This is a genomic window from Stenotrophomonas sp. STK16_22, assembly GCF_051984505.1.
In the GTDB taxonomy this organism is placed as follows: Bacteria; Pseudomonadota; Gammaproteobacteria; order Xanthomonadales; family Xanthomonadaceae; genus Stenotrophomonas; species Stenotrophomonas maltophilia_A.
Genome location: NZ_CP196972.1, coordinates 1,434,913 through 1,447,070 on the forward strand (window position 1 = coordinate 1,434,913; position 12,158 = coordinate 1,447,070).

The 12,158-nt window shown below is 67.9% G+C and carries 10 protein-coding genes; 6 read left to right on the plus strand and 4 right to left on the minus strand.

The window, feature by feature from the left end; genetic code table 11:
* Nucleotides 1-288: 288 nt before the first annotated feature.
* From ACSYAO_RS06550 to ACSYAO_RS06565, 4 genes are read right to left on the minus strand one after another with little or no spacing between them, the layout of a single operon-like run.
* Entirely contained in the window at nt 289-1,326 is a 1,038-nt protein-coding gene (locus ACSYAO_RS06550; protein ID WP_049463631.1) for a Csu type fimbrial protein, read from the minus strand.
* Nucleotides 1,323-3,701 carry a fimbria/pilus outer membrane usher protein gene (locus tag ACSYAO_RS06555; RefSeq protein ID WP_049463632.1) on the minus strand — a complete coding sequence of 793 codons (2,379 nt, stop codon included), beginning with the start codon at nt 3,699-3,701 and terminating at the stop codon, nt 1,323-1,325. The genes ACSYAO_RS06550 and ACSYAO_RS06555 overlap by 4 nt, the downstream gene beginning before the upstream one ends.
* Nucleotides 3,702-3,708: 7 nt before the next feature.
* Nucleotides 3,709-4,458, minus strand: a complete 750-nt coding sequence (locus ACSYAO_RS06560) for a fimbrial biogenesis chaperone (RefSeq protein WP_049399527.1) — start codon at nt 4,456-4,458, stop codon at nt 3,709-3,711.
* Nucleotides 4,458-4,988: a Csu type fimbrial protein gene (locus ACSYAO_RS06565; protein ID WP_032127934.1), complete on the minus strand. Its 531-nt coding sequence runs from the start codon at nt 4,986-4,988 to the stop codon at nt 4,458-4,460. Before ACSYAO_RS06565 ends, ACSYAO_RS06560 begins: the two co-directional genes overlap by 1 nt.
* A 173-nt stretch (nt 4,989-5,161) precedes the next feature.
* Here ACSYAO_RS06565 and map point away from each other — a divergent pair, with 173 nt between their 5' ends.
* From map to dapE, 6 genes are read left to right on the plus strand one after another with little or no spacing between them, the layout of a single operon-like run.
* Nucleotides 5,162-6,004 carry a type I methionyl aminopeptidase gene (gene map, locus ACSYAO_RS06570; protein ID WP_080355365.1) on the plus strand — a complete coding sequence of 281 codons (843 nt, stop codon included), beginning with the start codon at nt 5,162-5,164 and terminating at the stop codon, nt 6,002-6,004.
* 2 nt (nt 6,005-6,006) lie between these two features.
* A complete protein-coding gene (locus tag ACSYAO_RS06575) occupies nt 6,007-8,634 on the plus strand; it encodes a [protein-PII] uridylyltransferase (RefSeq protein ID WP_049399523.1) in 2,628 nt (875 codons plus the stop codon).
* The gene (gene dapD, locus ACSYAO_RS06580; protein WP_032127931.1) at nt 8,634-9,713 is read left to right on the plus strand and encodes a 2,3,4,5-tetrahydropyridine-2,6-dicarboxylate N-succinyltransferase; all 1,080 of its coding nucleotides are present in this window, start codon (nt 8,634-8,636) and stop codon (nt 9,711-9,713) included. The genes ACSYAO_RS06575 and dapD overlap by 1 nt, the downstream gene beginning before the upstream one ends.
* 2 nt (nt 9,714-9,715) lie before the next feature.
* Entirely contained in the window at nt 9,716-10,582 is an 867-nt protein-coding gene (locus tag ACSYAO_RS06585) for a hypothetical protein (RefSeq protein WP_197655696.1), read from the plus strand.
* Between the two features lie 31 nt (nt 10,583-10,613).
* The gene (locus ACSYAO_RS06590; RefSeq protein WP_197655695.1) at nt 10,614-10,985 is read left to right on the plus strand and encodes a Spx/MgsR family RNA polymerase-binding regulatory protein; all 372 of its coding nucleotides are present in this window, start codon (nt 10,614-10,616) and stop codon (nt 10,983-10,985) included.
* On the plus strand, nt 10,982-12,118 hold the full coding sequence (dapE, locus tag ACSYAO_RS06595) for a succinyl-diaminopimelate desuccinylase (RefSeq protein WP_134952040.1): 1,137 nt from the start codon (nt 10,982-10,984) through the stop codon (nt 12,116-12,118). The genes ACSYAO_RS06590 and dapE overlap by 4 nt, the downstream gene beginning before the upstream one ends.
* Nucleotides 12,119-12,158 lie beyond the last annotated feature (40 nt).

Genomic DNA, 12,158 nt, shown 5'->3' on the forward strand with positions numbered 1-12,158 from the left:
CCCCGATCAGAAGTGCGCGAACCACCTGCCATCCACCGTACTGTAGGACCCGTTGCGCGGTATCGGCCGGATCGGCCGAATCTGTAGGGTCGACTGCCAGTCGACTGGTCCTGCCGCAGGAGTGATGTGCGCATCCACGCATGGCGTGGATCTACCGAAACCCATCCCGGTGGATGCCGACGATTCCAAACCCACGCCGGTGGGTGCCGACCATTCCAAACCCACCCCGGTGGGTGCCGACCATTCCAATCCATCCCGGTGGATGCCGACCGTTGGTCGGCACACAGGTCAGTAAGTGATCGTCACCTGCACCAGATCGTTGTAGGTACCGGCCGGGGGCTGGCCGGTGACCGGCGGCACCCGGCCATGGATGGTCAGCTGCTGCGCGCTGCCACTTCCGGTGCCGCCAACGGTATCGACGTTGAGGGTATTGCCCCAGCGCAGGCTGCGCGCGGCGTCGCGGTACAGCTCATAGGGGAGGTAGTAGGTGCCGCTGCCAATGGTGGTGGCCATGCGCCGGGTGGTGGAGGCGGCGGGGTTGTTCTGGCCGTTGTTGAGGCTGATCTGGTAGGCGGTGTTCTTCAGGCAGGTCAGCGTGAGCGTGGCGGTCCGGTCGATGTTGGCGGGAATGCTGCCGGTGACGTTGCCGAAGTCCATGTTGGTGGTGACGTAGCTGCCGCATTGCGGCAGCACGTTGGCAGTGGCAGTGAAGCTGAAGGCCGCACTGGCGCTGTTGGTGCCGGTTGCGCCGCCGTTGCAGGCGGCCGGCACGGTGGCGTTGCCGAGCAGGACTTCATTCCAGGCCCAGGTGAGCACCACGTTGGCGCCACTGAAGGTGCTGCTGTAAGCACCCGAAGCGAGGATCTGGTTGGCGGGGATCTGCGCGAACAGCTGCACGGACTGCGCACCGCTGCCGCCGGTCAGCAGCGGCACGTTGTAGCTCATGGTCAGTTCCTGCGCCGGCGGCGTGCCGCGTGGCACCAGGCCGGTGACCTGGCCGTAGCTGGCGTTGTTGTAGAGCTGGAAATTCATGGTGTCGCTGCTGGAAGTGGACATCGTGCGGAAGGTGGAGCTGCTGCCGCCGCCACTGCCTGCGCCGACACCCACGCAGACGCGGACGCCGGTGGTGGCCAGCAGGCTCAGTGCGGCGGTGGTGCAGGTCACCGTGATGTTCAGCGTCGCCGCCGTAGGGCCGGGAGCGTTGCTGTTGATGTTGCCGAACGGCAGGGTCGGGTTCGCGGTTGCCGTGCAGACCGCTGTCGCCTGGGCCGGTAGTGCCGCGAGCAGGCCGGCGAACAGCAGCATGCCGAGCAGCAGCACTCTCATGGCGCCACCTCCGGGATGCACGGCAGCGGTGCCGGCTTCGGCCGGGCGCCGGACGCCACTACCTTGGGCGGCTCGGGTACCTTCACCCGGCACTGGCCGCGGCTGGTGGTGATGTACAGCACGCTGCCGGCAGCGACGTCTTCCAGATACAGCAGGCCGTCATAGCCCACCGTGGCCTGGCGTCCGCCGGGCAACTGCACTTCGCTGCCCACTTCCAGCGGCTGCCCGTCCATGCTCTGCAGCGTCAGGCTCAGAGAGGGCCGCGAGCGCAACTGGAATGTCACGTGGGTCCCAGCGCGCTGGCGCGGCGTCACCCAGTCCTCGATGCGGTCGGCACGCATGTCCTCGGGCAGGTCCAGGGTGTCGATCGAGACCCGGTTGCGCTGCCAGGACAGCAGCGGGCTGACCAGCAACAGGCCACGATCATCGGTGACGCCGATCAGGCGGTTCTCCAGCCGCACCGGCACGCCACCGACACCATTGGTGCTGATCACCGCGAATGCATCGGAGACCTCGCGGGTGGCAAACGCGTGCCCGCCCATCCAGACCAGGCTGCCACTGGCGCTGCCGTAGGCATAGTTGAGCCCGCCCTGGCGCGAGGCCCCGAAGGAGTAGCGGCCGACGTCATTGAGGATGCCGACTTCGGCCAGGCCGCCACTGCCGTCCTCGCCGTGGCGCACCTGCGCGCGCCAACCGATGCCGCCTGCACTGCCATCGCCGGGCACCGGCTGGGTGACGTCGGCCACCCAGGTCTGGCTGTCGCCATTGCGCTGGCTGGACAGGCTGGCCTGGCGGTTGTTGCCCAGGCTGGCGGTTACCGACAGATAGATGCTGCGGTCATCACTCTGGTCCAGGTTCTGGTTCACCGAGAGGTAGGCTGACCAGCGCTGGCTCCAGGTCCGCGACCAGAACAGGCTGGCGTAGCGGTTGTCTTCGCCATCGGGGTAGCGCAGGCGCAGGTAGCTGGCGCTGAGCGTGCCCAGCCGCAGCAGGTCGGCGCCGACCGTGGCCTGTTCGCTGATGCTCGGCGGCAGGTTGCCCTGCAGTGCGCCCAGGTCGCGGTAATCACCATGGCTGCGCACGGTGCGCAGATTGACGTTGAGTCGGCGGTTGTTCCAGCTGTAGCCCAGTGCCCATTGCCCGCCCTGCAGGCCGTGATAGTCACTGTGCGCATAGGCGGCGTTGAACACGCCCGCGCCACCCAGCAGCCACCAGCCGCCGATGCCGGCCTGGGCCAGGCCACCACCGCCTTCGGCATGAGCCTCGCCGGTGAACGTGTCACTGATGCCACCGCGCCAGCTGGCACTGGCCACGGTGCGGTCGTCGTAGGCGAAGGAGCGTTGGCCGAAGTCCTCACGCAGGTGGCCGATGCCGGCGGACCAGTCCGACAGGCCCTTGGCCAGCAGCTGCTGGGTGCCATAGAAGCTGAAATCCAGGGTCTGCATGCGGCCGAACGCATCGGTCACCACCACCTGTGCGCTGCCGGTGCCGCTGATCCCCGGCTGTGCGGCCAGCTGGAACGGGCCGACCGGGACCTGGCCGCTGTACTGGCGCAGGCCATCGACGTACAGCTCGACCGTGGACGGCACCACCGCCTGGCCGAGGAAACTGGGCGTGGGGGTCAGCACGCGATAGGGCTGCAGGCTGTAGTTGCGACCGATCTGCAGGCCACCCAGGCGCACCGGACGGGTCCAGTCGACGAAGCCGCTGTAGAAATCGCCGACCTCCAGCGTCATCGCCTGGTCGGGGAAATCCAGGCTCCAGCGCGTATCCAGGCGCACGCTCTCCCCTCGCCAGCGACGGTCGCCAGGCTGCTGGTAGCGCCTGCTGACCGCGGTGTTTTCGAAGGTGCCGTTGCCGACGCCGAACAGGCGCAGTTCGGAGCTCAGGCTGAGGTTGCCCAGCGTATCCACCCGGCTGCCATACACGTCGTAGTTGAGCAGCAGTCCGGGTGAGGCACTGCCCGCGGGCGCGCGTGTCTGCGGGCGGCTGAGCACGGTGGTTGGCAGGGTCAGCTGGTCCAGTGGCACGTCCAGCGCCAGGGTCTGCAGGCGTGCGTCATAGCGCACCACCGCGCCGCTGATCTGGTCCAGGTACACCGGTGCATCGCCGTGGGCGTTGAAGCCGAGCTGGCGCAGTACGTCGGGGCTGGCCTGCAGGCGGCCACGGTTCTCGATGAAAGGCAGCAGTCCGCGTGGGGTGCTGTTGAGCGAAACGTCCAGGTACAGCGTCTGGTTGGCGGTCAACGGTGTGGGCGGTGGCAGCATCGCATCGGCGGAGATGCCTGATACATCGGCGGTGGCGGTAGCCGCTGCACCGGACACATCGGCGGCTTGGGTCGCCGCAGGAGCCAGGGCAGCAAGCAGCGCGCCCATCAACGCCTCAGCGAGCCGATGGGGGCGACAGCGGCGTCTGTTCCGACTCGCCATTGAGCTTGGCCGTGATCTGGTCGTTGTCGCGGTCGATCGCCGTGCGCTCGATCGGCCAGCGCATCACCTGCCCGGGCAGCACGTAACCCAGCAGTCCGGGATGCACGATGCGTGGGCGCGTGGGGCTGCCCAGCGCAAGATCGGCGATCTGCGCATAGCTGTTGCCTGCGTTGGCCACCTCGACGCCGTTGCGGCCATCGGGCAACTGCACCAGGCGGGCCTGCAGCTGCGGCGCAAGCTTGCCGGCGGCGGGCTGCACGAACACCGGTATCGAATAGCGCAGCACGAACTGCATGCCGTCGGCGCGGGTGGCCAGGTCGGGCACCTCGTCGACAATCAGCCTGTAGTACTGCTGTGCCGGCGGTGGCGTCCTGTCCGGACGCATCACCCGGACCAGCTGCTGCTGCCCGGCAGCCAGTTCCTGCATCGGCGGGGTGACCACCAGTTCATCGGTGGGCAACAGTTGCTCCTGGCCGTCCTGCTGCACCCAGCGGAACACCCGAACCTGCAGCTTCACCGGCGAGGTGCCACTGTTGGTCAGCCAAAGCTCGCCGGCACGCTGGCGCGCTTCCAGCTGCAGGCTGGTCGGGGCGACCTGCAGGCTGGTGGCTTCGACCGGGGCGGCGAATACCAGGCTCAGGACGAGCAGCGCCACGCCGGTGGCGCGCCACGGGCGGGGTCCGGCCATGCGGGCGTGCTCCATCAATAGGTGATCGTGGCGGTAACCGTATCCAGGTAGTTGCCGGTCGCCGGGTTGTTGGTGCTCAGGTTCAGGATCTGGCCGTAGACGATGTAGGGCACGGCCAGGCCGGTGCCGATGCCAGCCTGGGTGTTGGTGCCGGAGGTGGCACCCCAGACCAGGGTGTGCGCGGCGTCCTGGTAGAGCTGGTAGCCGACGTAGTTGTTGGCGGTCACCGCGGCGTTGGTGTTCTTCATCCGGCGAGTGGTGACGTCATTCGCGGTGCTGGCATTGGCACCCGCATTCAGTGAAATCGTGTACGGGGTCAGTGCCGAGCACTGGGCGGTCACCGTGCCCTGACCCAGGGTGGGGGTCGCGGTGGTCGAGGCCGCCGTGCCGAAGTCAACGTTGGTGGCGGCAGCAGCCGTGATCGTGCAGGCCTTGGTCACCACCAGGGTGACATTGAAGGTGGTGGTGTCTGCGGCCAGGGCCGGGCCGGACAGCAGGACCCCGGCCAAGGCCCAGGCAAGCGGGGAACGAAGCGCGGATCGCATGGACAACCTCCCTGACCCGAAGGTCCGTTGAACAAGGCGAAGGCGGCACGTTCGGCACCGCTTCGGCGACGGTGACCCCAGCTTAGGAGGCGTAAGTGTCTGTATTCCGTGATAAACAGGGAGACGAAAGGGGGGCGGCGATCACGCTTTCACTTTCCTTGCCGGAACCGTGCATGGCCCGGATCGCCAGTTGGGTGGCGTTCGTTCAGATTGTGGCCGGATCGGCGATAATGGGGGCCATGAGCGTGAATCTGAAAACCCCGCAGGAAATCGAGATGATGCGAATCGCCGGCCGCATGGCCAGCGAAGTGCTCGACATCGTCACCCCCCACGTCAAGCCCGGTGTCACCACCGAGGAACTGGACCGCATCTGCCACGACCACATCGTGAACGTGCAGGGCGCCGTTCCGGCCAACGTCGGCTACCGCGGCTTCCCGAAGACCGTGTGCACCTCGGTCAACAACGTCATCTGCCATGGCATCCCCAGCGAAGGGAAGGTGCTCAAGGATGGCGACATCATCAACATCGACGTCACCGTCATCAAGGATGGCTGGCACGGCGACACCAGCCGCATGTACTTCGTCGGCACCCCGTCGGTGATGGCCCGCCGCCTGGTGGAAACCACCTACGAAGCCATGTGGCGCGGCATCCGCGCGGTGCGTCCGGGCGCGACCCTGGGCGACATCGGCCATGCCATCCAGAGCTATGCCGAAGGCGAGCGTTTCAGCGTGGTGCGCGAGTACTGCGGCCACGGCATCGGCAAGGTCTACCACGATGAGCCGCAGGTGGTGCATTACGGCCGCCCGGGCCAGGGCCTGGTGCTGCAGCCTGGCATGACCTTCACCATCGAGCCGATGATCAACGAGGGCACCCGCTACAACAAGGTGCTGCCGGATGGCTGGACCGTGGTGACCAAGGACCGCAAGCTGTCGGCACAGTGGGAGCACATGATCGCGGTCACCGAGACCGGCGTGGACGTGCTGACCCTGTCGCCGGGCGAGTCGCAGGTCTCCTGACGATGCTGCCGGCGAGTTCGCTGCTGGACACGCCGGCCGCGTCGCTCAACGACCCGGACTGGGCTGCTGCCGCGCGCCAGGCGCTGCAGCAGGCCGACGCGCGCCTGTACCGCCGCTTCGACCAGGGCGACAACATCGAGCGCCTGCTGGCACTGCGCGCGCGCGCTGCCGACCATCTGATCCGCCTGGCCTGGCAGCGCTGCCTGCCGGCCGACAGCGGGCTGTCGCTGTTCGCGGTCGGCGGCTATGGCCGCGGTGAACTGTTTCCGCGTTCGGACATCGACCTGCTGGTGTTCGGCGATCCGCCGGCACAGCTGGCCCATGAGGCGGCGCTGGCGCGCCTGTTCGCGCTGCTGTGGGACTGCGGATTGGCCGTCAGCCATGCGGTGCGTTCTGCATCGCAGTGCCGCGAGGCGGCAGCGGACCAGACCGTGCTGACCGCGCTGATCGAGGCGCGCCCGATCCTGGCCGATGATGTGGCGCGCCGCGCGCTGCGCGAGGCCGTCGACGATCGTGAACTGTGGCCGGCGCGCACCTTCTTCCTGGCCAAGCTGGAAGAGCTGCGCAACCGACACCAGCGCTTCGGCGACACCGCCGACAACCTGGAGCCGGATCTGAAGGATGGCCCCGGTGGGCTGCGCGATCTCAACACGCTGGGCTGGATGGCACTGCGTGCGTTCGGCGTGCGTGACCTGGAGGCGCTGGTCGGGCTCGGCCATCTGGGCGCAGACGAAGCGGCAGCACTGAAGCGCGAACGTGCGGTGCTGGCGCGGCTGCGCTTTGGCCTGCATCTGGTCGCGCGTCGCCCGGAAGAGCGCCTGCGTTTTGATTACCAGAAGACCCTGGCGGCACGCCTGGGCTTTGAAGACGATGCCGAGAACCTCGGTGTCGAGAAGATGATGCAGGGCTTCTACCGCGCCGCGCTGGTCGTGCGCCGGATCAGCGACCGCCTGCTGCAGCGCTTCGAGGAACAGTTCGATGGCGAGGCGCAGCCGGAGCCGCTGACCGTGGGTTTTTCCCTGCGCCGTGGTTACCTGGCGGCCAACGAAGCCGACTGGCCGCGCGGCGACATCGGCCAGGTGTTCGCGCTGTTCGCCAGCTGGGCCAACAATCCGCAGGTGCGCGGCCTGCATTCGCTGACCGCGCGTGCGCTGGCCGAAGCGCTGCCGCTGCTGCCGGCCTACGACCAGGCTGATGCCGATGCACGCGAGCAGTTCCTGGCGCTGCTGCGCGGCCAGCGCCCGGTCGATACGCTCTCGCGCATGGCACGGTTGGGCGTGCTTGGCCAGTGGATTCCCGCGTTCGCCCAGGTCAGCGGGCGCATGCAGTTCGACCTGTTCCATGTCTACACCGTCGACCAGCACACGCTGATGGTCCTGCGCAATATCGGCCTGTTTGCCAGCAGCCGTGCCGACGAGCGCTTCTCGATCGCGCACGAAGTGTGGCCGCGCCTGCGCAAGCCGGAACTACTGCTGCTGGCCGGCCTGTTCCATGACATCGCCAAGGGCCGTGGCGGCGACCACTCGGAACTGGGCGCGGTGGACGCGCGCGCGTTCTGCCAGGCGCATGCGCTGAGCACGTCCGACACCGAACTGGTGGCGTGGCTGGTCGAACAGCACCTGCGCATGTCGGTGACCGCGCAGAAGCAGGACATCGCCGATCCGGAAGTGATCCACCGCTTTGCCACCCTGGTCGGCAGCCGCGACCGCCTGGACTACCTGTACCTGCTGACCTGCGCCGACATCGCCGGCACCAGCCCCAAGCTGTGGAATGCATGGAAGGACCGCCTGCTGGCCGACCTGTACTTCGCCACCCGGCGCGCGCTGCGCGAGGGGCTGGAACACCCGGTGCCGGCGGCCGAGCGCGTGGCCGAAGCGCGTGACAGCGTGCGCGCGCTGGTGCGCGAGCGGGGTTACGACGATGCCACCATCGATCGCCAGTTCGCGGTGATGCCCGACGAAGGCTTCATCCGCCTGCGCCCGGAGCAGCTGGCCTGGCAGGCTGCCGCGCTGGTGCCGGTGAAGCAGGGCCAGGCGCTGGTGAAGGTACGCCGGATCAGTGTCGACGACCCCGCGCTGGAAGTCTTCGTGCATTCGCCGGACCGCGACGGCCTGTTCGCCGCGATCGTGATGACGCTGGACCGCAAGGGCTACGGCATCCACCGCGCACGCGTGCTGGACGGTCCGGCCGATACCATCTTCGATACCTTCGAAGTGAACCCGGCCGATACCTTCGCCGATGGCAGCAGTGCCAACCTGGAAGCGGCGCTGCGCGAGGCACTCAGTGGTGACCTGTCGCGCCTGCGGCCGTCACGCCGGGTGGTGCCACGGCAGCTGCGGCACTTCCGCTTCGCCCCGCGCATCGAATTCCGCGATGAGCCGGGCGCAACCCGTTTCGCCCTGGTCGCCCCCGACCGCCCCGGCCTGCTGGCCGATGTGGCGTTCGTGCTGCGCAATCAGGGCCTGCGCGTGCATGATGCGCGCATTGCCACGTTCGGCGAACGCGCCGAAGACACCTTCGTGATCAGTGACGAACACGACCTCCCCCTGACTGAACCTGCCCGGCAGCAGCTGCATGACGCGATGCTGGCCTGCCTGGACCCTGATCGAAACGCCGGAGACCCCGCCTGATGGCCACCAAGCCCGCCAAGAAGACCGCCGCGACCCCCAAGAGCGCAGCGGCCCGGAAACCTGCTGCTGCCGCACCGGCCGCGAAGAAGACCCCTGCGCCGAAGAAGGCCGCTGCGGTGACGGCCCCGGCGAAGAAAGCGGCTGCGGTGAAGCGTGCTGTGAAGAAGCCGGCGCCGGCCAAGAGTGCCGAAGCGGTCCGCGCCGAAACCATCGCCCGCAAGTCGCTGCGCAAGCCGTCGGCCCCGGGCGTGGAAGAGCTGAAGTTCGGCATCGAGAGTGCCTTCGAGCGCCGCGCTACCTTGACCCTGCACGAGCTGGAAGGCTCGACCAAGCCGCTGGTCAACCGCGTGATTGACGGCCTGGAGAGCGGTGAGTTCCGTGTTGCCGAGCCGGACGGCCAGGGTGGCTGGAAGGTCAACGAGTGGCTGAAGAAGGCCGTGCTGTTGTACTTCCGTGTCAATGACATGGCCGTGGTCGACGCCCGTCCGGCGCCGTTCTGGGACAAGGTCGAATCGCGCTTCGCCGGCTATGACGAGGCGAAGTTCCGCCGTGGTGGCGTGCGCGTGGTGCCGGGCGCGATCGCCCGCCGCGGCACCTACTTCGGCAAGGACGTGGTGCTGATGCCGAGCTTCACCAACATCGGCGCCTACGTCGGCGAAGGCACCATGGTCGATACCTGGGCCACCGTCGGTTCCTGCGCGCAGATCGGCCAGCACTGCCACCTGTCCGGCGGCGCCGGCATCGGCGGCGTGCTGGAGCCGCTGCAGGCCAGCCCGACCATCATCGAGGACCACTGCTTCATCGGTGCGCGCTCGGAAGTGGTGGAAGGCGTGGTGGTTGGCCACCACAGCGTGATCGGCATGGGCGTGTTCCTCAGCCAGAGCACCCGCATCTACAACCGTGCCACCGGCGAAATCACCTACGGTTACATCCCGCCGTACAGCGTGGTGGTGTCCGGCTCGCTGCCGAGCAAGGACGGTACCCACTCGCTGTACTGCGCGGTGATCGTCAAGCAGGTTGATGCCAAGACCCGCAGCAAGACCAGCGTCAACGACCTGCTGCGCGGCCTGGCCGACTGAAGGTGACTGCGCCGGAGGATCTGGCGCAGTCCGCGATCTACCGGCATCCGTCCGACACCCTGGTCGGGCGGATGCTGCCGCGCCTGCTGCACGCCCCGCGCTGGACCCGGCTGCGCCGTGCACTGTCGCGGCGCTGGCCGATGCCGGCGCTGGTCAGTGACGTGCGCGATGTGGTCTACGTGAGCTGGTGGGTCGACGTGCGTCACGCACCAATGCCACCGCCGGGCCATCATTACGTGGTCCATGCCGGACGCACGCCTTACACCATCCTCAGCTACCGGCACGGACACTTCGGGCCCGCGCTGGCCGGGCCGCTGCGTTCCCTGATGCCGTCGCCACGGCAGAGCAACTGGCGCTGGTACCTGCGTCGTGACGACGATCCGGACGGGACGCCGGTGGTGCTGTTCGACCGCAACGTGATGGACCAGCTGGCCTTCGTCGCCGGCGCGCGCGTTTTCAGCGATGCCATGCAGCCGCACCTGTCGGTGCGCTTCACGCATGCGCTGGATGCCGAAGGCAGTGGCCACACGCGGATCGAGGGCCGGCAGGGCAGTGCCCCGGCGCTGCACCTGCAGTGGCAGGCCGCTGCGGGCTGGGACGTTGCCGGGTGGGCGGCGGCCTTCGGCAGCCATCAGGCCCTGCTGCGTTTCCTGACCTGCCAGGACGAGGCCATCGCCCGTACCTGCGACCAGCGCTGGGCCAGCACCCGCATCGCTCTGCCGGTGGACATCGCACAGCTGCAACCGCTGCAGCTGGAAGGCGAACCGCAGTGCCCGCGCCTGCAGGCGATGGGCGTGGCGCTGCACGAGGGGCTGGCCTTCCGGCTGCCACGGGTGCCGTTCCGGGTCGTGTCCGAGCGCCTGTTGTGAGATTCTGGCCCTCTGTTTTCCAGCATCACAGATGGCCATGAGCACCACTGTCTACGGTTTGAAGAACTGCGATACCTGCAAGAAGGCGACCAAGTGGCTGGACCGCTTCGGCGTGCCTTACACCTTCGTCGATTACCGCGAGAACAAGCCGAACCCGGAAATACTGCTGGCGTGGGCTGGGCAGCTGGGGGGCCTGGCCGCGATGGTGAACAAGTCGTCCACCACCTGGCGGCAGTTGCCGGACAACCGCAAGGCCGCCGACTCCGAGGCCGAATGGAAGCTGCTGCTGCGTGAATACCCGCAGCTGATCAAGCGCCCGCTGGTGGTCACGGCCGATGGCACGGTCAGCCAGGGCTTCAGCGACAACGGTTTCAAGGCCCGCTTCGGCGTGGGTGACGCATGAGTGCGGTCCTCGACCTGACCTGCGAACTGATCGCACGACCCTCGGTGACGCCGGATGATGCTGGCTGCCAGACACTGCTGGCGGCACGCCTGAAGCAGGCCGGGTTCCAGTGCGATCACCTGCGCCTGGGCGAGGTCGACAACCTGTGGGCGACCCATGGCCAGGGCGCGCCGGTGCTGGTGCTGCTGGGCCATACCGACGTGGTGCCGACGGGCCCGCGCGAGGCCTGGGCCAGCGACCCGTTCACGCCGCAGATCCGTGACGGCGTGCTGTACGGCCGTGGCGCCGCCGACATGAAGGGCAGCGTGGCGGCGTTCGTGGTCGCCGCCGAGCAGTTCGTCGCCGCACATCCCGATCACCCTGGCACGCTGGCGGTACTGCTGACCAGCGACGAGGAAGGCGATGCCATCGATGGTGTGCGTCACGTTGCACGGCTGTTCGCCGAGCGCGGCCAACGCATCGACTGGTGCATTACCGGTGAACCGTCGTCGACCGCGATCCTGGGTGACCTGCTGCGCGTGGGGCGTCGTGGCAGCCTGTCGGCCAAGCTGCGCGTGCAGGGCGTACAGGGCCACGTGGCGTACCCGGATAAGGCGCGCAACCCGATTCACCAGGCTGCTCCGGCCCTGGCCGAACTGAGCGCGCGGCGCTGGGATGACGGCTACGAGAGTTTCCCGCCGACCAGCCTGCAGGTCTCCAACATCCATGCCGGCACCGGTGCCAACAACGTGATTCCCGGCGAGCTGGAGGTGGATTTCAACATCCGCTACAACCCGCACTGGGATGCACCGAAGCTGGAGGCGGAGATCACCGCATTGCTGGGCCGCCATGGCCTGCAGTACACGCTGAAGTGGCACCGCAGCGGCGAGCCGTTCTACACCCCGGAAGGCACGCTGCGCGCCACCGCGCGTGCGGTGCTGGCCGAGCACATCGGCCGTGCGCCGGAAGAAAGCACCGGCGGCGGCACGTCAGATGCACGCTTCATCGCGCCACTGGGTGCGCAGTGCATCGAAGTGGGGCCGGTCAACGCCAGCATCCACCAGGTGGATGAGAACGTGCGCGTGGACGATCTGGAAGCGTTGCCGGGGCTGTACCAGCGCCTGGTGGAACGGCTGCTGGTGGGAACCCCATGACGGAATGAATCCCGCGAGGGTGGGTGCCGACCGTTGGTCG